General features: G+C 39.1%; 16 protein-coding genes. 12 read left to right on the top strand and 4 right to left on the bottom strand.

Annotated features, from left to right (window positions below; all coding sequences use genetic code 11):
* Positions 1 to 2: 2 nt before the first annotated feature.
* The 12 genes from MLE13_RS10905 (at position 3) to MLE13_RS10850 (ending at position 17828) form a co-directional block, all read left to right on the top strand.
* Positions 3 to 269: a YhdT family protein gene (locus tag MLE13_RS10905; RefSeq protein ID WP_240749744.1), complete on the top strand. Its 267-nt coding sequence runs from the start codon at positions 3 to 5 to the stop codon at positions 267 to 269.
* Positions 269 to 1729, top strand: a complete 1461-nt coding sequence (gene panF / locus MLE13_RS10900) for a sodium/pantothenate symporter (protein WP_240749743.1) — start codon at positions 269 to 271, stop codon at positions 1727 to 1729. The genes MLE13_RS10905 and panF overlap by 1 nt, the downstream gene beginning before the upstream one ends.
* A gap of 43 nt (positions 1730 to 1772) precedes the next feature.
* A complete protein-coding gene (locus tag MLE13_RS10895) occupies positions 1773 to 2687 on the top strand; it encodes a DMT family transporter (RefSeq protein ID WP_240749742.1) in 915 nt (304 codons plus the stop codon).
* 102 nt (positions 2688 to 2789) lie between these two features.
* Complete coding sequence (locus tag MLE13_RS10890) at positions 2790 to 4403, top strand: M20/M25/M40 family metallo-hydrolase (RefSeq protein ID WP_240749741.1); 1614 nt, start codon at positions 2790 to 2792, stop codon at positions 4401 to 4403.
* 563 nt (positions 4404 to 4966) lie between these two features.
* Entirely contained in the window at positions 4967 to 5923 is a 957-nt protein-coding gene (locus MLE13_RS10885; protein ID WP_240749740.1) for a nuclease-related domain-containing protein, read from the top strand.
* A 179-nt stretch (positions 5924 to 6102) separates the two neighbouring features.
* A complete protein-coding gene (locus tag MLE13_RS10880) occupies positions 6103 to 7191 on the top strand; it encodes an amidohydrolase (RefSeq protein ID WP_240749739.1) in 1089 nt (362 codons plus the stop codon).
* Between the two features lie 109 nt (positions 7192 to 7300).
* Entirely contained in the window at positions 7301 to 8338 is a 1038-nt protein-coding gene (locus tag MLE13_RS10875) for an S-layer homology domain-containing protein (protein WP_240749738.1), read from the top strand.
* Positions 8339 to 8599: 261 nt separating this feature from the next.
* Entirely contained in the window at positions 8600 to 10018 is a 1419-nt protein-coding gene (locus MLE13_RS10870) for an alanine/glycine:cation symporter family protein (RefSeq protein ID WP_240749737.1), read from the top strand.
* A 181-nt stretch (positions 10019 to 10199) separates the two neighbouring features.
* On the top strand, positions 10200 to 12377 hold the full coding sequence (locus MLE13_RS10865) for a 5'-nucleotidase C-terminal domain-containing protein (RefSeq protein WP_240749736.1): 2178 nt from the start codon (positions 10200 to 10202) through the stop codon (positions 12375 to 12377).
* A 403-nt stretch (positions 12378 to 12780) separates the two neighbouring features.
* Positions 12781 to 14196: an N-acetylmuramoyl-L-alanine amidase gene (locus MLE13_RS10860; protein WP_240749735.1), complete on the top strand. Its 1416-nt coding sequence runs from the start codon at positions 12781 to 12783 to the stop codon at positions 14194 to 14196.
* Between the two features lie 294 nt (positions 14197 to 14490).
* Positions 14491 to 15537, top strand: a complete 1047-nt coding sequence (locus MLE13_RS10855; protein ID WP_240749734.1) for a C40 family peptidase — start codon at positions 14491 to 14493, stop codon at positions 15535 to 15537.
* A gap of 287 nt (positions 15538 to 15824) precedes the next feature.
* Entirely contained in the window at positions 15825 to 17828 is a 2004-nt protein-coding gene (locus tag MLE13_RS10850) for an S-layer homology domain-containing protein (protein ID WP_240749733.1), read from the top strand.
* Between the two features lie 342 nt (positions 17829 to 18170).
* Here MLE13_RS10850 and MLE13_RS10845 read toward each other — a convergent pair whose 3' ends face one another.
* The 4 genes from MLE13_RS10845 to csaB all read right to left on the bottom strand — a co-directional run bounded on the left by MLE13_RS10845 (position 18171) and on the right by csaB (position 23645).
* Entirely contained in the window at positions 18171 to 19742 is a 1572-nt protein-coding gene (locus MLE13_RS10845; protein ID WP_240749732.1) for a hypothetical protein, read from the bottom strand.
* A 4-nt stretch (positions 19743 to 19746) separates the two neighbouring features.
* On the bottom strand, positions 19747 to 21267 hold the full coding sequence (gene murJ / locus MLE13_RS10840; protein ID WP_240749731.1) for a murein biosynthesis integral membrane protein MurJ: 1521 nt from the start codon (positions 21265 to 21267) through the stop codon (positions 19747 to 19749).
* 70 nt (positions 21268 to 21337) lie between these two features.
* Complete coding sequence (locus tag MLE13_RS10835; RefSeq protein ID WP_240749730.1) at positions 21338 to 22513, bottom strand: glycosyltransferase family 4 protein; 1176 nt, start codon at positions 22511 to 22513, stop codon at positions 21338 to 21340.
* 22 nt (positions 22514 to 22535) lie between these two features.
* The gene (gene csaB, locus MLE13_RS10830; RefSeq protein WP_240749729.1) at positions 22536 to 23645 is read right to left on the bottom strand and encodes a polysaccharide pyruvyl transferase CsaB; all 1110 of its coding nucleotides are present in this window, start codon (positions 23643 to 23645) and stop codon (positions 22536 to 22538) included.
* Positions 23646 to 23731: the final 86 nt, after the last annotated feature.

The following is a 23731-nucleotide window of genomic DNA, read 5'->3' as shown; positions in this document are numbered from 1 at the left end:
TGATGGAAGAAACGGATTGGCGTTTTAAAATAGCTCACCGAGAAGCGTGGATTGGCGTAGGGTTAGCATTATTTAATTTTATTTGGTGGTTTGGTTTTGCATACGGTTTAGGCTCGCGTCCTGTTGAAGAATATAGTTATATTTTCGGCTTACCAGATTGGTTTTTTTATAGCTGCGTTGTCGGCTTTGTGCTGATCTGCGTGTTGGTGATTGTCATCGTTAAATTCTTCTTCACCGAAGTCCCATTTGATGAAGAGGGGGATGTCTGATGAATTACGCAGTATTAGTCCCTATGCTGGCCTTTTTATTGATCATCTTTTTTATCGGCTATTGGTCGAGCCGGAAACTATCGGCATCTTCTAACTTTATTAGTGATTATTTCTTAGGAGGTCGTGAACTTGGCGGTTTCGTGCTCGCTATGACAATGGTCGCAACATATGGCAGTGCATCGAGTTTTCTTGGCGGCCCTGGAACTGCCTATACGATGGGCTTTGGTTGGGTACTGCTCGCTATGGCGCAAGTGGTAACAGGCTATTTCGTTTTGATGATTCTAGGGAAAAAATACGCCATTATGGCGCGTCGCTATAAAGCGATTACGATGATTGATTTTTTGAAAGCTCGCTACAATAGTACGATTGTTGTGTTATTATCTGCTTTTAGCATTATCGTTTTCTTGTTTTCTGCCATGGCCGCACAATGGATTGGGGGCGCACGTCTCGTCGAATCACTGACAGGCTTATCGTATAACTCGTCCTTATTTTTATTTGCTATTAGTGTGCTGGTGTATGTGACCATTGGTGGTTTCCGCGCGGTTGCCTTAACTGATGCCGTGCAAGGAGCGGTGATGCTCGTCGGAACGCTTGTATTATTGATCGCTGTTATTATCGCAGGTGGCGGGATTCCCAATATCGTCAACGATTTGATCAATGAAAACCCGAACTTGGTTACGCCATACGGCGCAGATGGTAATTTGACTGCCGCTTACGTATCATCATTTTGGATATTGGTTGGAGTCGGCGTTGTCGGCTTGCCACAAATTGCAGTACGCGCCATGTCGTATAAAAATTCGCGTTCAATGCATCGTGCGTTAATTATCGGCACAATCGTTACGGGATTTATTATGCTTAATATGCATTTGATCGGTGTCTTTGCACGTCCGGTTATGCCAGGCATTGAAATTGGAGACAAAGTCATTCCGCTTATTGCGCTAGAAACTTTGCCGCCGTGGGTTGCAGGAATCGTACTCGCTGCTCCAATGGCTGCGATTATGTCGACCGTCGATTCCTTGTTGCTACTTGTCAGTTCGTCGATTGTTAAAGACGTTTACTTGAATTATGTGAAACCTGACGCCACAATGAAAACCATTAAACGGATCTCGTTTGGCGTTACAGGCATACTTGGAATTATCGTTTTCTTACTTGCCTTAAATCCGCCAGAGCTGCTGATTTTTTTGAATTTATTCGCATTCGGGGGGTTAGAAGCGGCGTTTATTTGGCCGATTGTTCTTGGTTTGTATTGGAAATGGGGCAATAAATACGGAGCGATTGCATCAATGGCGACGGGGATTATGAGTTATATCGCCATCCATTTTTACAATATCGAAAACGGCAATTTGTTCGGCGTACATACGGTGACGCTACCCGTGCTATTGTCACTTGCAGCTTTTATCACCTTTAGTTTGTTGATCGACAGAAAAGCTTATCAATACAATGTTCAATTAAATAAATAAAATAAAGACTTCTCTGCGGAAAGTCGAAAGAAGGTCTTGGCGATTGAATAAATGGAAAATATATGGCATCTTAACAGCTGTAATGATTGTATGGGGCTTTAATTTATCAGCCGTCAAATACATGTTGGGCTATGTAGACCCTGTCACGTTAACGGCTTTTCGTATTTTGTTAGCGGGATTATCGGTAATGACCATACTGGCAAGTTTTAAAATGTTACGCTGGCCAGCCAAAAATGAATGGAAATTTATTTTTCTGGGGTCATTACTTAATGTTGTGGCACATCATTATTTCTTATCAAGTGGCTTATCGATTACGACGGGTTCAAATGCTGGATTGATTTTAGGGACAGGTCCGATGTTAACAGCTGTGCTTGTGTCGCTCATTATGCGCAATTACCCCTCAAAACTGCAATGGCTCGGTGTGGTCATTGGGTTTGCCGGTGTGGCTGCGACAGTGATGGTTGGAAGTGGTGCGACATCCGGGTTAAACGTGGGAGATATCTTTGTTTTCATATCCATATTGGCGCAAGTGTTGAGCTATATTGTTATTGCCAATGCAGCTCGTACACTCGATCCACGAATTTTAACAGGTTATATGTTTGTAACAGGTTCTCTCGTACTGTTTATCATTTCACTCGTCCAAGAACCAGGAGAAATCCAAGCGTTCGCGGCAGTGCCTATATCGTTCTGGGTCGCTTTTGTGTTCTCCGCAATGCTCGGAACAGCGGTCGGCCATATGCTTTACAATTATTCGATTGGACAAGCAGGACCAACAAAAGCGGCGATCTTCATGAACTTGAATACCTTGTTTTCATTAGTCGGCGCAAGTGTGTTATTAAACGAAAAAATCACTTCTGGTCATATTTACGGATTAGTGCTCATTGTAATCGGTGTGTTATTCGGTTCAGGTGCTGCGGAAGATTTATTGAAAAAACGCAAAAAGCGGCTCGCACCTTGAGTCGTTTTTTTGCTGCCCTCTTTTTATTTGTGGTACAAGTATCTATAATGAGAAGTAGATAGATAGATAAATAGCTTTAAGCAACTAGAGGAGTGAAGAGCCGTGACTACATTATGGGGAACACCAGAGAAATTACAGGAATTATTATGTGAACTTGTCAGCTGGAAAAGTATGACTTTAACAGATGGAGAAGTGGAATTTGCTTATAAGCTAAAAGAGAAATTGATGGAGTTGCCATATTTTCAGGAAAACCCTGAATACATTAGCGCAAGTGAAGTAAATTGGGAACGCCAAAGCATCACCGCTCTTTACAAACATCCAGAAGCAGTCGATACCATCGTCTTGCTTAGCCATTTTGATACTGTCCACACAGGGGAATATGGCGATTTGGAACCTTTAGCATGTAGCCCGAAAGAATTAGGCGAAGCCTTTAAACTTATTCGTGACGAATTAGATGCCGATACATTAAGTGATCTCGATTCAGGAGAATACTTATTCGGCCGTGGCACGATGGACATGAAAGCAGGACTTGCGCTTCACATGGCATTGATCGAAAAAGCTTCTATCGAAAATTGGCCGATTAACTTACTGCTTTTAACAGTTCCAGACGAAGAAGTAAACTCAGCAGGCATGCGTTACGGAGTATCGCGATTGCTAGACCTTGAGCGTGAGCATGGCTTAGAATATATTCTATTCTTAAACGGTGAGCCTGTCTTTGGAATGAAACCCGGAGATAAGTCCCATTATTTATATACGGGATCTATTGGAAAAATTATGCCCTCCGCTTTATTTTATGGAAAAGAAACCCATGTTGGAGAACCGCTATCAGGCATCACATCAAGCTATATCTCAACTTACTTAACACATCGTATGGAATGGAACACAAGCTTTAAAGAAGTGGTCTACGGAGAAACGACCCCTTTACCGGTTACGTTAACGCAACGTGACATGAAATTAGAATACTCCGCACAAACGCCTTACCGCACTTCTGCGATGTATAACGTTTTCACAATGGAACGTAACGCAGGAGAAGTGTTCGACATTTTCGAGAACATCGCAATCGAAGCAGCAGCGCATTGTGAACGTGATTACCACGCCATGTGCGAACGTGAAAACATCGAACCCGTCGGCGGCATCAACGTCATGCGCTATGAAAAACTAATTCAATACGCACGCAATAAATTCGGCCATGACTACATCACAGACTTGTTGCACGACACATTAATGATGCCAGACTTGGACATCCGAGAAAAATCAATGCATGTCACAGACATCTTGCTCATCAACTGCCAAGAGTTAACGCCGGCAATGGTACTTATGTTTGCACCACCTTATTACCCGTCCGTCAATTCATCTGAAAACGAACTCGTCCAACGTTGCGTCGAACAAGTCACAACAAACGCTAAAGAAAAATTCGACCTAGAAGTCAAACAAGGCCATTTCTTCAACGGCATCTCAGACTTAAGCTACGTCAGTTACAACGACCAAAGTGACGGCTGGGTAGCTTACGAAAACAACACACCCGTTTACGGTGATTCATACAGCATCCCATTCCAAGCGATGAAACAGCTAAAGGCACCCGTCCTAAACGTCGGCCCTTACGGCAAAGATGCACACAAACGCACAGAACGACTACACATCAAAAACACATTCGAAGAAATGCCGGTTCTATTAGAAGACATGATCCTCTCGATACCCGTAAAAAGTCGCCACTAAGGCGGCTTTTTTTGTAGGGAAGTGCGATTCATGTAAAGAGGTGAAAAGTTCAGGTAAGAGCTTGAAAAGTACGGGTAACGAGATTGAAAGTTCATGTAAGAGGAGGAAAAGTTGCTGTAAGAAGTGCGATTCATGTAAAGCGGTGAAAAGTTCATGTAAGAGCTTGAAAAGTTCGAGTAACGAGATCGAAAGTTCATGTAAGAAGAGGAAAAGTTACTGTAAAAAGTGCGATTCATGTAAAGAGGTGAAAAGTTCATGTAAGAGCTTGAAAAGTACGGGTAACGAGATTGAAAGTTCATGTAAGAAAACGAAAGCTTCGTATAAAAAGAAAATCACTTATGTTTTGTGGCTTTTCGCTCGCGAAAAGCGTCTTTTGGGGTTGGGTATATCGGTTTTGAGGGGGTTTGGATGAGAGTGCTTTTAATAGAAACTTCATATAGAAATACTCACACACTCTCTCCAAATCTCAGATTTGCCCCGTATAGCTATACCAAAAATCGAATTTGGATATAAATGGCAAATCACTAAAAGACCTGCTAAACTAATTAAAAAGGAGGGAATTTATGATTATTAAATACCGAGAAAAGCCAGTAAAAATAGTGGGCTATGAAGCGTTACTGAAAAGAATTTCACCCACTCATCCAAAACGCGCTGCTGTGAAAAATAGTCTTAATAATGCGAGAGCAGGTTTTGGCGGAGAAGAGCGTTTGGACGAAGCACTCGATTATTTCGATCCGCCTTATGCGTATCAACTCATCCAAGATTTTTCATTGCCCGCACCTTACAAAATTCAAGTTGATACCGTTTTGATTACGCAAAGCTGTGTAATTTTGCTTGAAGTCAAAAACATTACAGGGAAGCTGCAATTCAAACAAAACCCGAGTGCGCTCCATTCTATTTTGGCTGATGGCGAAATTAAGAGCTATAAAAGTCCCATCACGCAAATGAACGAAACGGCGATGCGCATGGGCAAATTTATGAAGACACTGGGATGCAATTTGCCGATTTCTAGTATTATTGTCATCGCTCACCCTTCGCAAATCGTCGAAAACGCGCCTCCAAACGCCCGCATTTTAGCGGTCGGCGAACTCAATTTTTACCTTTCGAACTTAACCTTATCAAAGTCAATCCTTTCTATAGAAAAACTCTACCAGCTTGGCCACTCACTCCTCGCAGCACATCAAAACTACCAACCTTTTCCACTCGCTCCAAAATTTCAAATCGAGCAATCCGAAATCGAAAAGGGGGTCTTTTGTCCACGCTGCCATTTTGGAAAAATGACGACAACCAAAGTCGCTTGGGAATGCGAAACGTGCAGGCTGATCAGTAAAGACGCTCATATCCACACGCTCCAAGAGTGGTTTATGCTAATAAAATCTATTATAAATACAGCGGAATGCCGTGATTTTATCGGACTTAAAAATTTAGACACTGCTAAACGATTTCTTCTCAACAACAACTGCCAGCCAGTAGGTGGACGCAAACACCGGAAGTATATTTATCAACCACATCACAAATAAAACCAAGTTCTTGTATCACTCGAAATATTTTCTGTATATACGAGAAGTTAACTAGTAAAAAGAGTGAACACCCGGGTAAGCCAACATCTTCTCTGCACTCAACCCCATTTTATTCTTCACTCCACTCCTGTACAATCAAACTATTAAAGGATATTCATCAAACAAAAGGAGACCATCATATGAACATCGAGCAGCAAATACTTGAGTATTTTAACCATTTCCACACACATCCAGAAGTAAGCTGGAAAGAAGTCGAAACGACTAAAAAACTAGCAGCGATCATGACGGAGCTAGGCGTGAAACATCACACGTTTTCAGATGTGACAGGGTTGATTGCTGAGATTGGTGAGGGACCGGAAGTGGTTGCAGTGCGCGCCGATATTGATGCTCTTTGGCAAGAAGTCGATAACAAGCTGCAAGCCAATCACTCATGCGGCCACGATGCCAATATGTCGATGGTGCTTGGGGCGTTGTTGTATTTGAAAGATGAAAAACTAACGAAACGTGTGCGTTTTATTTTCCAACCGGCAGAAGAGTTGGGGAACGGATCGCTGTCGATGATTGAGCGCGGGGCAATTGAAGGCGTGTCGCATTTATACGGAGTTCATTTGCGCCCCATTGAAGAATTGCCGTTTGGCCAAGTGACGCCTGCCTTACATCACGGATCTGGAATTTTCTTGAGAGGGAAAATTACGGGAGTCGATGCACACGGAGCGCGACCGCATCAAGGTAAAAACGCCATCGATGTGATTGCGGCCATCCACCAATTCGTTAAATCGATTTATTTCTCTCCATTTGATTCGTATTCGGCAAAGTTGACGCACATTCAAACAGGTGGAGATAGCTTGAACATCATTCCGGGAAGCGCCAATTTTGCAATGGATGTCCGTTCGCAATCAAACGACTTGATGAAAGAACTTCAGCAAAAAATTGGTGAAGGATTAGCGAATATTGCGAAGTTACATGATGTTGAAATCACATTCGAATGGACGGACTACACACCCGCCGCTGAAGTATCAGAAACAGCGATGCAAATTGCGGATGCAGCGATTCGAGATACACTTGGAGACGCGGCAACTGCTCCGCCAGTTCATACAACTGGCGCCGATGATTTTCATTTTTATACCATCAAAAAACCGGAATTGCATGCGGCAATGATTGGCATTGGGGCAGATTTAACGCCAGGACTGCATCATCCAAACATGAGTTTTAACCATCAGGCGCTTGATATAGGAGCGCGCGTGCTGGCAAATATCATAAGAAGGTAATATAATGAGACAGAAAATTGTTTTGAAATAAATGATATAAAAAGCAAAAAAGGGGTAAAGAGTAAGGAATAGAAAAAATTTAAAGATCGCAAGCAGGAGAGGAGAGCATATGAAAAAAACCATAACTACCACACTTATAGCTCTTTTATTCTTACTTCCTGTCTCCACAGTTCAGGCTAATCACTTCTCGGACTTATCAAAATATCATTTTGCCTATTATTCAATTCATAACTTATCAAAAGCTGAAATTTTAAATGGCTACAGTAATGGAAAATTTGGTCCCAATGATAATGTAACAAGAGCACAGGCAGCATTAATATTAGCTAAAACATTAAAGATTGATTTGACTACCAATTACAAACCAAAGTTTATAGATGTACCTCCAAATCATTATGCTTATAAGGAAATTGCGGCTTTAACTGAGAAGGGCGTGTTTGCGGATGTTAAGAAATTTAATCCGGACAACCCATTGTCAAGAGCTCAAATGGCGAAAATCATTGTAGAGGGCTTTGATATCATTGTTGATACTAATGATGAAACTAGTTTCAAAGATGTCCCTTTAAAGCATTGGGCTCATTCTTATATTATTACCATGGCTGAAGTAAATATTACTAGAGGGATAACGACTTCTACATTTCAGCCCGAAACGCTAGTAACGCGTGCACAATTGGCTGCTTTTATCGAGCGTTCAATGCAATTTGCTGAACGTACAAAAACAAAAGCCATTTCATATGATCAAATCAACAAAAAATATTTAGGAGTGACTTCAGTCGTCTACGACACCATTCCTATGATCAATGAAATAAGACAAGCCGCTGGGGTAGGCAAATTAAAAGAAGACTCTGCTTTAACAAAAATTGCTCAATTAAAAGCAAAAGACATGGCTCAAAATAATTATTTCGACCATACGTCTCCGTCTTATGGTTTACCGTGGGAAATGGCAATTGACTTAGGTTACCCGACAAATCAAGTTGGCGAAAACTTAGCAAGCGGCTATATAACAGCAAACGAAACGGTAAACGCATGGATGGAATCGAAAGGTCATAAAAATAATTTGTTGTTAGAATCGTATACAGTCATTGGTGTTGGATACATGGAAGACTCTGATGGCTTTCCCTACTGGGTGCATATGTACGCTATCCGCTAAATTGCCTACATTTTTAACAATAGAAGACTCAAAAAAACAGGCAATTTAACCAGAAACTACTTGATTATTGTCTGGGAAATAACTTAAAATACTAAAAATTCTTATATGGGAAAAACACATGATAAACTAATATAGCCGACATCCGAGACCCTCTTTCGCAAGAGGGTCTCATTTTTATATGTGTTAGAAAAGAACGTTTTTACTCCTTGAAAAAAGGGTATTGATTACAAGTTTATATTATATAAAAAGGAGAGAGATAGAATGGATGCTTTTTTAAATGGAATCACATGGTTCGTTGATAACGCCAATACGTTGCTCTGGACATACATACTAATTGCACTTCTTATGGGCCTTGGCCTTTACTTTACTGTTCGCACTAAATTCGTTCAGATTCGCCTATTTGGTGAAATGTTCCGTGTCATTACAGAAAAAAAGGATGGAGATAGCGGGATATCTGCTTTCCAAGCGTTCACAATTTCTACTGCCTCCCGCGTAGGAACGGGGAATATCACGGGTGTTGCTTTAGCAATTGCGATCGGAGGACCCGGAGCGGTTTTCTGGATGTGGATGGTCGCGATTATCGGGATGGCTACTGCTTTTGTTGAAAGTACATTAGCGCAAGTTTACAAAATCCGAGACGGTGAACAATTCCGTGGTGGCCCAGCTTATTATATGGAAAAAGCACTCGGCAACCGCAAACTCGGAATTGTCTTTGCCATTCTTTTGACATTGGCATTTGGGTTTATCTTCAACTCAGTTCAATCAAACACAATTGCTCAATCATTTGAAGACGTCTTTAATATTCCAGATTGGACGATTGGTCTAGGACTTGTGTTATTAACGGCGATCGTTATTTTTGGTGGCGTCAAACGAATTGCTAGAGTTACACAGGTTGTAGTGCCGGTTATGGCAACGATTTACATCATTGTAGCGTTATATATCATCGTCATGAATATCACTGAAATTCCAGCCGTCTTCACGCTTATTGTGAAAAGTGCTTTCGGTTTAGAAGAAGCAATCGGTGGTGGTATTGGTGCTGCTATTATGCAAGGTGTTCGTCGAGGGTTATTCTCAAACGAAGCAGGTATGGGTTCTGTACCTAATGCCGCAGCATCTGCTAACGTTTCGCATCCTGCAAAACAAGGTCTTGTACAAAGTTTAGGCGTTTTCTTTGATACAATCGTTATTTGTTCAGCAACTGCTTTTATCATCATCTTGGCTGGTCTATACACGACGAGTGAACAAATTGGAATTTTGCTGACGCAAGACTCGTTGAATGTTCATCTTGGTAGCTGGGCGCCGTACTTCCTAGCGATTGCTATTTTGTTCTTTGCATTTAGTTCAATCATTGGGAACTATTATTACGGTGAAACGAATATCGAATTTATTAATGCTCATAGTGCTTGGTTGACAGCATACCGCTTCGGCGTCCTAGCAATGGTTATGTTTGGGGCACTTGCTCAAGTTCAATTGGTTTGGAATATGGCCGATTTGTTTATGGGCTTCATGGCGGTTCTCAACTTAGTTGTTATCGCGTTACTCGGAAAAACTGCCTTTAAAGTACTGGAAGATTACACAAGCCAGCGCAAAGCTGGAAAAAACCCAGAGTTTTTTGCAAAAAATATCCCAGGTTTGAAAAACACTGAATGCTGGGGCGAAGGCGAAAGCCGTCACGAATAGAAAAAATCCTTTCGTCATTTGACGAAAGGATTTTTTTCTGTATTAACAGCAAATTTGTACAAATAGAAATCAAATTATGAGAATAATGTGTTTTATTATGTAAATTGTGTGGCTCGACCCATTTTATTTTGTTAAAGTAGAAAGGTAATGAGAAATATAATCCTTAAGGAGGAAAGAACACATGACAAATGTCCTGTATAACAAGAAATTCATCGCTTCTGCAGTAACCGTAACAATGGTGGCTTCAGCACTATCACCGGTATCAGCTAACACCACCAAATTTGAGGATGTTTCAGATCGATACATGGCAGCGGTAGATTTCTTAGTTGAAAATGGCATTACAAATGGTATTTCTGAAACACATTACGGTACGACTGACAATATCAAAAGACAAGATGCAGCAGTAATGATTGCACGTGCAATAGGATTTAAGTCAGATCAAGATTTTAAAGACTCAGGTTTTACAGATGTTCCTGCTTCAGCTAAATGGGCAGTTGATGCATTAGTACAAGCTGGAATTGTTCATGGGAAAACAGAAACACGCTTTGGTTCAACTGATTTATTAACAAGAAACGAACTTTCAAAAATTTTAGCAAGTGCAGCACAATATGAGATAGACGATAAAGTGACAAAAACTCAATTTACAGATGTGAATACAAAATTCGCAAAATATGTTGATGCTTTGATTAAAAATGAAATCACAGTAGGGAAGTCTAAAACTCAGTTTGGTTCAGAACATAATTTGACACGTGGAGAAATGGCTTTATTTATTTTCCGTGCAAAAGAAGATTTAAAGAGAGAGCTATTCTCAGTATCATTAATGCACACAAATGATACTCATGGTCGTTTGGCTACGGCACCTAAACGAGTAACAGCAGTAAAAGAATTCCGTGCAAAAAATCCGGATGCTTTGTTGCTAGACGCGGGTGATGTATTCTCTGGTACTTTATATTTCAATGAGTTTACTGGAGAACCCGATATGAAAATGATGAATTTAATGGGTTACGATGCGATGACTTTCGGAAATCATGAGTTCGATTTGGGCTCTTCTGAAGAAGGGCATCAAGCATTAAAAGATTTTGTTAAAGCAGCGAAATTCCCATTCCTTTCAGCTAATACTGATTTTTCTGACGAGCCTCTTTTCGAAGGAATGTTCCAATCTAGAATTTCGAACGATCCAGATTCAGGAAACATTTACTCGGGTATGGTGAAAAAAATCAACGGCGAAAAAGTGGGGATTTTTGGTCTTACAACAGAAGATACAATAGATATTTCTAGTCCAGGAAAAGTAACGTTCTCCAATTATATTGCTGAAGCTCAACTAATGGTGGATGAATTTGAGAAAATGGGCGTTGATAAAGTGATAGCGCTTACTCATATTGGCTATGATGATAATGCTGCAATTGATAATGATCAAGAACTAGCAAAAGCAGTAGAAGGAATTGATGTTATTGTAGGTGGACATACGCATACAGAATTGGCTAAACCGATATTAGTAGAGAAATTCGACGCACCGACAGTTATTGTACAAACTGGACAGTACGGCGATAATTTAGGAACTTTAGATGTGCAGTTTGACGAAAAAGGTGAAGTTTATGCTTACAATGGCGAACTAATCAAAATTAGTGCACAAGTTGAAGATCCAGAAGCAGCAGAAATTTTGGCACCATATAGTGCAAGAGTAAAAGAAATTGAAGAAGAAGAAACGACAGCTGTTGCAACAGCACCACTTTTAAATCCACGTAGTGGGGATGTAGGCAATACAACTGGAGAAAGTGTACGTAGAAATGAAACGCCACTAGGTAACATTATTACGGATGGCATGTTGAAAAAAGCAAGAGAGTTTAGCCCAGAAACGGTGATGGCATTCCAAAACGGTGGTGGTATTCGTACGGCGATTGATGCTGGACCAATCACAGTGGGAGAAATTATCAAGGTATTGCCTTTTGGTAATACACTAGCGACGATGGATCTTACAGGAACAGAAATAAAACAAGCATTTGAAATCAGCGTAGGTCAATATCCTAATGAAAATGGTGGGTTCTTACACGTATCTGGTGCAGAAATTAAGTTTGATGCATCAAAACCTGCTGGATCTCGAATCGTTTCAATCACGTTTGTTGACGCTTCAGGAGCTAAAAAACCTTTAGTAGAATCTGAGACATATAAAGTTGCAACAAATGCTTTTACTGCTAAAGGCGGAGATGGATATACAGTATTGGCAAAAGCATATGCTGAAGGCCGTGCGATTGATTTGGGAATTTCAGATTGGATTAACTTCCAGGAAGAGTTAGAGAGAATTGGTCAAGTTACACCGAAACTTGAAGGCAGAATTCTTGAAATCAATACACCACAATAAAGATTAATTTAAAAAGCTTTGTCCTTATTTGGACAAAGCTTTTTTTATATGAAAAAAAAGATAAGTAAAAAGGTCATACTAAAAAAATTTTGAGAAAAGACAAAAAAATAAATTTATGATCCTTAAAAGTAGTCAAATAGCTTGATAGCACATACTTTCTATAAAAAATGAAATATGTAAATTTTATTAAAAACTCAAACTCTAACGCATATGTAGAAAAATAAATAAAGACTTATGAACTACTTTTTAAATGCATTTTTGTCTTCCAAAAATAGTAAATAGTTTAAAAGATACATAGAAATTAATTCAAATATAGTTTAAAGTGTGGACTATAATAATATTTAGGGGGAAATTAAGTTTGGAAAAGTGGATAATTTTACTATGTATAGCAGTTGTTTCTTCAATGTTAGCTCCTATGGTTCAAGTGGATGCAAGTGGAAATTTTCAAGATATCGGTGATAGTCATCGAGCTGCAAAAGAGATAACTTATTTGACAAATAAGAATATTATTAATGGAGTTAGTTCAACGCATTTTGTACCAGATAGAGAAGTAACAAGAGGTGAAGCTGCAGCAATGATAGGCAGATCTCTAGGTTTGAATGGCACAAAGAGAAATACTAGCTTTAAAGATGTGTCGGCTGGAAATATGGCTTCAGGCTATATTATGGAGCTTGTAGCTAAGGATGTAATTAACGGATATGGAGATGGTACGTTTCGACCAGACGTTAAACTAAAGCGTGGCGAAATGGCAGTTCTAATTAATCGTGCTTATAATTTAGGTGGTACAAATTCTTCGAGCGCTGCTAAAGTACTTATGGATAAAGGTATTGCGCAGGGGATGTCAGATGGCAGTTTCGGTACAAATATTACAATTATTCGTTCTGATTTTGCGGTTTTCTTAGCGAGAACGATTAATGCAGATTTTCGTGTTCAAACTGGAGATACATCAATTTTTAAAACTACACAATATGTAAACGTGGGATCTTCTACGTTAAACATGCGTTCTAAACCGCAAATCGTTAATTCGCCTTCAAATGTAATTAGTAAACTTAATCATGGTCAAGTAGTGAGTGTTGCTAGTTATACAGGCAACTGGGCGTACATTAAAGTCAACAATTTAACAGGTTATGTGGATAAATCTTATTTAAGCTCTTCAAAACCATCTGCTGTTCTACCTGCGCCACCACCAGCAGCAGGAAGTGATATTACAGTTATTATTGATCCAGGGCATGGTGATCATGATCCAGGTGCAAATGGTTTTGGTTTCCAAGAAAAAAATGTTAATTTAAACATAGCTACTCATATGAAATCTTATTTTGACCAAACATCAATTCAAACAAAAATGACACGTACAGGTGATGCTTTCCTTAGTTTGACTGAACGTGCACAATTTGCTAAAAAATATAATGGAGATATTTTTGTTAGCATGCATATGAATTCTTTTAACCATTCAGCAAATGGTCAAGAATCTTATTACTATTCAACTTCTGCGACGAATCCATATGTTAACCAATCGAAAGCACTGTCTACCTACATGTTGTCACGTATGCAAGAGGCATGGCCATTAGTGAATCGTGGAGTCAAAAAAGGAAACTTAGCTGTATTACGTGAAAATACAGTTCCAGCCACGCTTGTTGAAATGGGTTTTATCGATAGTGAAATTGATCTTAAATATTTCAAATCAGATACTGAGCGCAAAAAAATGGGAAGAGCTTTGTTTTTAGCTACGTTAGATTATTATTATCATTACGAAGGACGTACTGATTTGGCTCAATACTACAGCCAAGTGGGTGCTTCACCAAGTAAACGACTGCATTAATTCACAAAACACTAAAAATCCACCTGATCCTTATCAGGTGGATTTTTTTAGAAAACAAAATTAATAAAGAATAAATTTACAAGTAAACACTTTAGAAGTCTATACTTTAAGTTTTTTCGTACCCTTTATTTGTTATAAATAAACAAATAAACATAACTTGTTACGTAATTGTAATGCAAATGTAACAATAATTGTACGAATTGTCTGCTAGAATCAAAAATAGATTAAGAAAAGAAATATTTGACACAGAAATGAATAACACTACCTAATAAAAAAACTATAAGAGGTGACGAATTGAAGAATCGCATATTACTAATAATGATGATGGTACTATTATTTACGGTAATCAGTCCTTTTGCATCTACTGAAACTAAAGCAGCAGAACCAGACGACATTGCAAGTTATGCTCTTAAATTTGAAGGGACCCCTTATAAATTTGGCGGTACTACGACAGCGGGATTTGATTGTTCAGGATATATCCTTCACGTATTTAAAAACTTCGATATTTCATTACCGAGAACTTCAGCAGATCAATTTGACGTAGGTACACCCGTTTCGAAAAGCAATCTTCAAGAAGGCGACTTAGTATTTTTTGCAAATACATACAAGCCAGGAATTTCTCATACAGGAATTTATTTGGGAGATGGCAACGTAATTTCAGCGGAAAGTAAAGGCGTAGCAATTTCGAACATTAATACAAACCCTTATTGGGGTCCTAAATACGCTGGAGCTAAACGTTTAAGTGGAGTCAAAAGCGTAACAGCACCAATTCAAGCAGCGCTTCCGCCAGTAACAAACGGTGAATTTGTTGATGTAGCTTTAAGTCACCCAGCTTACACAGCGATTAAATCATTAAACACTTCAGGAATCATTAGTGGATTTGAAAAACAAGATTTCCGTCCAAATGAATCGGTTACTCGTGGACAAGCAGCTGCGATGGTAAATCGAGTATTAAAACTTCAGCCATCAAGTGCAGTGAATTTTTCAGATGTTTCAACATCACATCGTTTTGCAAAAGATATTGCGGCGATGAACGAATCAAAAATCATTCTCGGTTATACAAATGGCGCTTACGGTGTGGATGATACATTAACAAAAACTCAATTGGCTGTCATTTTAGACAGAGCATTTAAAATGTCTGAATCCAGTAAAGCGCAAACGAGTGCATCAAGTGCAAGATACTTAGACATCCCTTCAACGTTCTGGGCACATAAACACATCGTTGCACTTAAAGCAATCGATCAAACAACAGTTTTCCAAACATCAAAATATTATGAATCAAAAAATGCTAACCGTGCAGAATTTGCAGCTGGTTTATACAGCTCAATGATGGTTAAGTAAAAACAAAAAGAACCTTTCGAGAATTACTCGGAAGGTTCTTTTTTTTAATTCTTTCACAGGTAAAAAGTCACGAGGCACAAAAGTAATTTTTTTGTAATAAAAGTAAACTGGGCATAAAGCGCTCATTTTTCTTTTTTTACATATTATCCTTCTTTAAAACATATTATTACTATAAACTGATTAAATAAGAGTATTTTATTGGAAACTAATGCACTATAAGTCAGGTGTTAAGTTACAGTGAAAATATCCTTAATTACAAACAATACTAAAACTAATAGGGGGCCCATATGAATAAGTTCAATAAGTTTGCAGTCATAATTTTATTACTTTGTGGAATTTTTAGTTTTGCATCAATTACTCAAGCTACCGATATCGTACCTGGAAGTGCATTGGAGAAAGAAATGAAAGAAATGGTGCAACAAGGGATATTATCTGGATATAAAGATGGTACATATAAACCGACAGCTAGTGTAACACGTGAGCAATTCGCAGCATTCATCAACCGTGCATTAAATTTGCCGGCAGGGACTCACCCGTTTAAAGATGTACCTAAAAATTCAAGTCTTTCAAATGAAATTGGCGCAGCATATAGCGCAGGTTTGATGGTTGGTGTTTCAGAAAGTATGTTCCGTCCGACTGCCAACATTACGCGCGAACAAATGGCGCAAACGTTAAAAAATGTTATTGAGTATCAAGAAATGGATTTAAAAGAAAAGCGGATCGAATTCTCAGATGCAGCCGACTTTAATTCTTCTGGTGGGATTCGCGCAGTGTTCGCAATCGTCCACTATGAAATTACAGAAGGCATCCCGGATGGGAAAAATGGTTTAAAATTCGGACCAAAAGATATCGCAAGTCGTGAGCAGGCAGCAGCATTTATTTACCGCTTCTTACTTGCCCATGAAAAAGCAAGTGCACCACCAATTTTGCCAGATGTACCAAATGATAATTCACTTTACTATCTCGGTTATGTAGATAACGGCCAATTGGTTAAACAACAATACGGACACAAAGAATACCAGCAAGCAGCTGAATCATTCAAGAGTGTTGCTACTGCAAAAGTGATTTTCAAAGGGGATGAAATTATCCGAATTAAAAGCGGACTTGCTTTTGGAGATCGTGTTTCAGGAAGTGGCGCTAAAGAGGTTACAACGATTTACTTTGATTCAAACTTTACGAAACAAGCGACATACGTTGAACATGGTAGAGAAATTCTCTATATTGACGCCAATGCAGAATTCGTAAAAGTGCAAGTAGGCGGAACAATCGGTTACGCGAAACATAGCGAAGTCGATTTTGTTCCTTCGGAATTAATTAGCAATCGTGATTATTACTTGAAAAACAAATGGAGTACATTAGAGCATTACCAATATAATTATGTTAGTAAATCCGGCTCTAGTCACTCTATTGGACCAGCACCTGCTGAAATGGCAGAAGGCGTGAAATACTACAGCAAAGACGGTGTACACTTTGCTAATGAAGCAGGCGCAACTCAGTTTGTTCATTACCCATACTTCCAATATCAATCGGTTCGTACAAAAACCAACTACACAGCTGAAGAGTTGGATCAATTCTTGATGAATAGGTTAACCGCAGTATCGTCTAGTTCTGGTACGTATAAAGATGCTACAACAAAGTCGAAATTGATTGGCAAAGGCAAGTATTTCATTGAAATTCAAAATAAGTACAATGTAAATGCGTTGTTTATCTTAGCTGCTGCTATGCATGAAAGTGCTTATGGAATGAGTACTAATGCACAAACAAAAAATAACCTTTTCGGAATTCGCGTTTATGACGGATCTCCTCACGAAGGCACGACATATTCAAACCCTGAAGCAAGTATCGATGCATTTGCTCGTGAATACATGAACCGCAATTATGCCAATCCACTTGGTGGCTACGCAAATGGCGCTAGCCCAGGGAACAAAACGACTGGCTTTAATGTCAGCTATGCTTCAGATCCTACATGGGGAGCTAAGGTAGCGGGACATATGTTCCGTACAGATTTAGAGCTAGGTAAAAAAGATATTGGTCAACATCAATTGGGAATTACCAATACGGCATCTACAAATGTGAGAAATGCACCAAACGGCTCAACTATACTGTATCAATTTAAACGTGCAGACCTTGGAGTTAATAACGCTTTTGGTTACCCTGTTGTTATATTAGGGGAACAAAAAGCAAATGACGGCTATATTTGGTACAAAGTCATTTCAGATTTGAATCCGGAAGCTGATACAAATAATGGTATAGGCTGGATTCGCTCAGACCTAGTTGACCTCATTAAATAATCAAGTAAAGCGGTAAGGAATTTTCTTGAAATGAAAGACTGTAGACAAACTCGATTTCATCGAATTGTCTACAGTCTTTTTTGTTGAAAACAAATTGGTCTGGGTGACTTTTGTGAGAAGCTAGAAAAACTACTTATCTTTTATAAAAACTAAATATTTTTGCTATCTAAATAAAGTAAACTGACTAGTATTTGGAGAAGTTTATCACTCGACTCCAGCTCCCACAGAAAGTGAGCGATAAACTTCGGGGAATACGGTTATTTAAGACTTTCTCAACTGCATAAAGAAAAGAGCTATGGATTCCCATAGCTCTCTCTTTGTCTTGTTAACCATGTCACTTATTCAATCCATAATACTCGTTACTTTTTCGATTAACTCGATGTTTTCACTTTCTAAATAGCTGAGCTTCGAATCAATCAATTCATCAAAATAAGCGTTCCGTGCCATTCCGAGTTCTTCGAGCAATAATTGTGTTTCTAATAGATCAAGCAAAGTTAATTGAGGGTAATCGTCTCCGCTAAATGTCCCGTCTGGTCGTGCTTGATACCATAGGTCACCAGTTCCTCTAATCCATCCATCTTGGTCTTGACCAAACTCTTCAATGCCAGTTGTAATAAGATTTGCTGCTTTTAAGTATTCGTCTTGCTCTGTATTGCCATAGGCTTGAAGTAAAATTTTAAGTCCGCCTAATTCATGGTTTAACGAAGCGTGAGTTAAGGGTGTATCCTCGTCTTCATCAAAATAATCGACGATTAACAAACCGTTAGGTGTAGGAAGTGTTTGTTTTTCTTTGATTTCACTTAGTAAATAATTTGCATAAGTTTCGACTGCCGATTGACCTTGATCGATTTTGTCATCATACAATGTGGCTGTTTCATCCAAGTAAAACGCTACGTATTCATTGTAACGTGTGTCTACATAAGGGGCGGTTACTTCATATGCATTTTTCAGCCATGTACTGGTATATTCTGTTGGCCAACGAGAGCCGTCAAACTCAGCTAAGTAATAAAGCAAATTGACACGAGAATTCAATATCATCGTTTCGTGAAATACAGACGGATCTTTTTTGTTCCATCGTAAAGCTTCATCGTCTTCAAAACGACCAATTGCACGACCATAGCCTAATTTAGTACTTGGCTCAATCGAGAACGGTAATTTTGTGTAAGGACCATCTGCTGTGAGCCAGTTTAATTGAACAGTTTGATTGTGCAAGGAGTGATCAATCCACTCTTCTTCAGAAGCGTCTGACGAGAACAATGGGTCTTTTGATAACATAGCCCAAGATTCTGCAAGTTCGTGTGGTTTTAACCAAAACTCTTTTGTGATGCTAGTTTCTGAAACGGTTAAATCTCGAGCTTCTTTTGATAGTTCACGAAGGTGACTGCTTGTCTTGTCGGCGTATGTCTTTTCTAATTTTTTAGAGATATATACATTACTTTGAAGAATTTCTAAATCTGAGCTCTTTATAGTGCCAAATGGGTTAACTGTTGGGTCCATTCCGAAAACATTGTGGTATTCATGTTCAACAACCGTTGGGTTCCAGCTTGTAAATTCAGCATCTTCTAATCCTGAGATTGTCACAGTAGCAGGAATAAACAGCCAGCTATTATTCTCAAAGCGTTCAAAAAGAAATTGAGAGCTATTACCTAATGTGCGTTCAGTTATTTCAAAAAAACCGATAGGTGCACCGAATAAGCTGATTTGTGCACGGTGGCTAATATCTTTTGTATTTTCTAAAGTTTGTTCGGTTTGTTCAGGAGGAACGATAGTAAACACTGCTGGTAACTCAATCGATACTGCTAGACTATCGCCTTCGTAAATGACACGATCTTCTGTTATGAAGAAATAAGCTGTGAATAACAGGAGCGCAATCAGCAACAAGATGCCGACTCCTAAGAAAACTTTCTTAAACACATCATCACCCTTTCTTTTTCCGCTTGATTAAGCCGATTAAACGTTTGAATCCAGCTGGATGCATAAAGCGTAAAAGTACACCATATACGGCAACGCCAATAGGAACTAAAACAGCAAGTTGGATAAGTGCTGGCCATTCTGTAGCTGAAAAACCGGTTTTAACACCCCAGACTGACAATCCCATAGCTGTTGCAGGAACGACAACACGAATGGCCATAGAACCAACTCGTTTCAATTCAGACATGCCTAAATCTTTGTAAACCACAATCATAGACAATGTGAAATAGTAAACAGAAACAATAGAAGCGGCAAATGCTAATGCCAAATAGCCATAGTCGTCTACTAAAAACCAGTTTAATACAAAGTTAAGAACAATCGTCGTTACACTAATACGGAAAACAACAGCCGTTTTACCACGTGCATACATTGATTTTGATAACATCAATTGCATACCTTGGAAAATAATAATCGGCAAGTAAAACAATAAGGCCATATACGTATAGTCAGCATCTTGAGCTGTAAATGCGCCACCTTCGTAGATGACGGAAATAATTGCATCTCCAACGACTAATAGGCCGACCGAAATGGGCACAAGTGTGACAAACGAAATTTCCATACCTAAAAACAGTGTATCTTTAAATTTTGCTTGATCGTTTGCCTGTTCCGACATAAGTGTGAAAATGATGGCTGCCAATGTAGCGGCATAAATAGCAGTAGGAATATTAACGATTAACGAAGCGTTGTTTAAATAAGAAACGGCAGCTTCGATCGTACCTGATGCGAACGCTTTGTTGACAAATAAATTCACTTGTCCAACCACAGAGTTTAATAAAGAAGGAATGATTAAAATAACAAAAGCTTTTCTAAAGTCTGATTCCAGTTTTAAAGTGGGTTCCCATTTGTAATTTGATTTGATCAAATAATACACTTGGATAATGGCGCCGATAATCGTACCTGTAACAAAACCATAAGCTAATGCATAAATGCCCCATACTTCACTAAATAACAAAGCAAACAATGCAGACATAAATGTTGCAAGTAATTTGGAGACCAGTGTTGGAACAAAGATGCGTCGTGATTGAAGATAAGACTCCAGTAAGCCCGCTAATGCGATAAACGTCATAAAGATAAAGAAGACTTCCGTCATATCAATCGCAATTAATTCAGTTTTAGGGAGCATATTGCCGTAAATGAATGGCACAAGCCAACTAGCACTAGACCAACCGACCACCGAAACGACGATAAACAATAACATTGTCCAGTTTAATAATGCGTTGGCATTGACATCTGTTAAATCCAATTTGTTTTGACGACGTTTAATATACATCGGTAAGAAAACATTATTAAATCCAGTGGCAATCATCGCTACAACTAATGTGATAAAGGAGAAAGCCAAGAAATAACCATCTGTTTCAGCGGAAGCTCCAAATTCTCGGGCGACAATCGATTCGCGTAGCAAACCTGAAAGTTTCAATAATAAAGCCAGACCAGTAGTCCAAATGGCTGCTTTTTTAAGACTCGACATGAATTCACTTCTTTCTCAATAAAAAGCGGCTAGCTCAAAATAGAGAGCTGGCCACCTTTTCTTTGGATACTCAGTTTTTTGTCAGCGCTTGTTGATAAATCTTTTCGTATTTTTCGGCAGCTGCAAAATGAGAATACTGTTCGATAATTTTTGTGCGGGCAGCTTTCGCTAGGCGCTCGCCTTCTTGTGGATTATCCAGTAAACGAATCATAGCATCTGATAGCTGTTCAACGTTTTGTTCTTCAACTAACAGTCCATCCATATTATGGTCAACGATTTCTTTCAATCCGCCGACTGCACAAGCGATCAAAGGAATACCAGAACCCATAGCTTCTAAAGCAGAAATTGAAGTTGCTTCTTCTACACCAGCAGAGTAAATAGAAGGCACTAATGCAATATCGCTTAATGCATAATATTGAATCATGTCTTTATGAGCGACAGCTCCAAGCATCGTGACATTTTTGTCGATACCTAGTTCTTTTGCTTTTGCTTTCATCTCGTCCATCATTTCACCAGTACCAGCAAACACTAGGCGGGCATTCGGGTATTTTTTAAGTACAGGAGGGAAAGATAAGATTGGGTATATAACACCATTTTTTTTCGTCAATCGACGAGGGATAAAGAAAATTAGCTCGTCTTGTGAAATGCCGTATTTTGTACGGAACTCTTCTCGACGATCCAATTCAGGTTTGAAATCTTCCACATCGATAAAGTTTTTAATCATCGACGCTTCAACGCCAGCTTCACGCTTAATGTATTCTTTAATCCGCGTATCAACAGTGATGACAGCGCGTGTTTTTTTATACATGCTATTTTCTACATCAAGTAATTTTTGTGCATGTTTGCTACCTTCAGCAACCGAGCCTTTTGAAATGCCTTCATAAGTTAAATAACCATGCGTCGTTGTCACGGTTGGTAAACCGACGTTAAGAGAAGCACGTGTTGCGAAAACATCTTGGCCATTAATAATATCAAAAGATTTGTATTTCTCGTCTTTTAACATTTTCTCCAAAAATTCTTGGCGGCGATTTAATGTCCATACATATCCGGCTCCAAGTGAGGCTTTATTCAATAGGAAAGAAGGACCGCGAGCAATAAAATCACGACGCCATTTTGATACATCGGAAAAAGATAAGGTATCAACGGTATGTCCTAAGTTTTCAAGACCTGTTTTCAATGTCGTCATATGTGTAGAAAGTCCACCAAGATGGGGATAATCGTAAGTTGTTGCCAATAAAATTTTCATTTGACAGTTCCTTCCTAAAAAACTATTTTACAAAATTTTCTTGAAGTAATTCAATATTGCGCATGGCTTCTGCATGAAGCTTGGCAACATTCGGTTCCATAATTTGTTGAGCTTCTGATTTATGATCTAATAAGTATAACGCGTTTGTTAACAGTTTGGTTTCATCGATTTCACCTAATCGGAAAGAATAATCCCACATACCTGAACGTTTTAAGAAACTTTCAACTTTCTTATCGTAACTGAACCCAAGATGAGGAACGTTTGACAAGGCAGAAAAAATTAACGCATGTAAACGTAAACCAACTGTCAATTCTGCATGACGAATAAAATTCAAAAACTCATTTGGCGTAAAGTCAGAACCCAGTAAATGAGTTTTATCAGCGTGCTGCATTTTCGCCATTACTTCTTTTGAAGCGGGAACATCGTATTTTCCTTCCATTGGAACGAATACAGGTGTAACGCCGCGCTGTTCAATCAATTGATCTAGTAAATGAGCCGTTTTTTCAATATAGTCAGGATGACTAAACCAAGGGCGGACAGTAACTGCTACAATTTTTTCATCGCCTGTTAAGGGCAGTGATTGATATGCACGGTCTTCTTCGTCAGCTTTAAAAGCAAAAACGATATCCGCTGTAACAACTGTTTCAGGACGTGTAACACCTAGTTTTTTCAAATAATCTTTTGAATATTGATCGCGCACCGTGATAAAGTCTGCACGGTTTGCAAATAGCTTCATTAAGATCTTGCCCCAAGTAGATGTAACAGGTCCGATTCCTTGAGAAAAGAACATCACTTTTGTTCCGCAAATTTTGGCCAACATCACGATCAATAAGTAATAAGGAAGTGGACCAAATAAGAATTTTGTCGGATACGTATCTTGCAATAATCCACCGCCGCCGGAAATCATTAAATCCGCCTCGCGCAAAGCTTTTACTTTTTCTTTGTTCTCGCGTCTCCAAGCTCGGTACACAGATTTTACACCGTATTCTTTTGCTGTTTGATCTGGAGATAAAGAAAATACTGTAATGTCGGGATTATTTAATTCTGCTCTTAAGTTATCGATGATTGCTTTAAGAATGGCTTCATCGCCAGTATTGCCAAGTCCATAAAAGCCGGATAGTACTATTTTCACACTGTTTCCTCCTCAAACTAAGGCGCTGACGCCTTGTCCTTGCTAAATTCTATCACTTGTTAATCTGCCTGTGCAACTACTGTTAA

It is taken from the genome of Planococcus halocryophilus, from assembly GCF_022489025.1.
In the GTDB taxonomy this organism is placed as follows: domain Bacteria; phylum Bacillota; class Bacilli; order Bacillales_A; family Planococcaceae; genus Planococcus; species Planococcus halocryophilus_A.
This window is presented reverse-complemented; position numbering and strand designations above follow the sequence as displayed.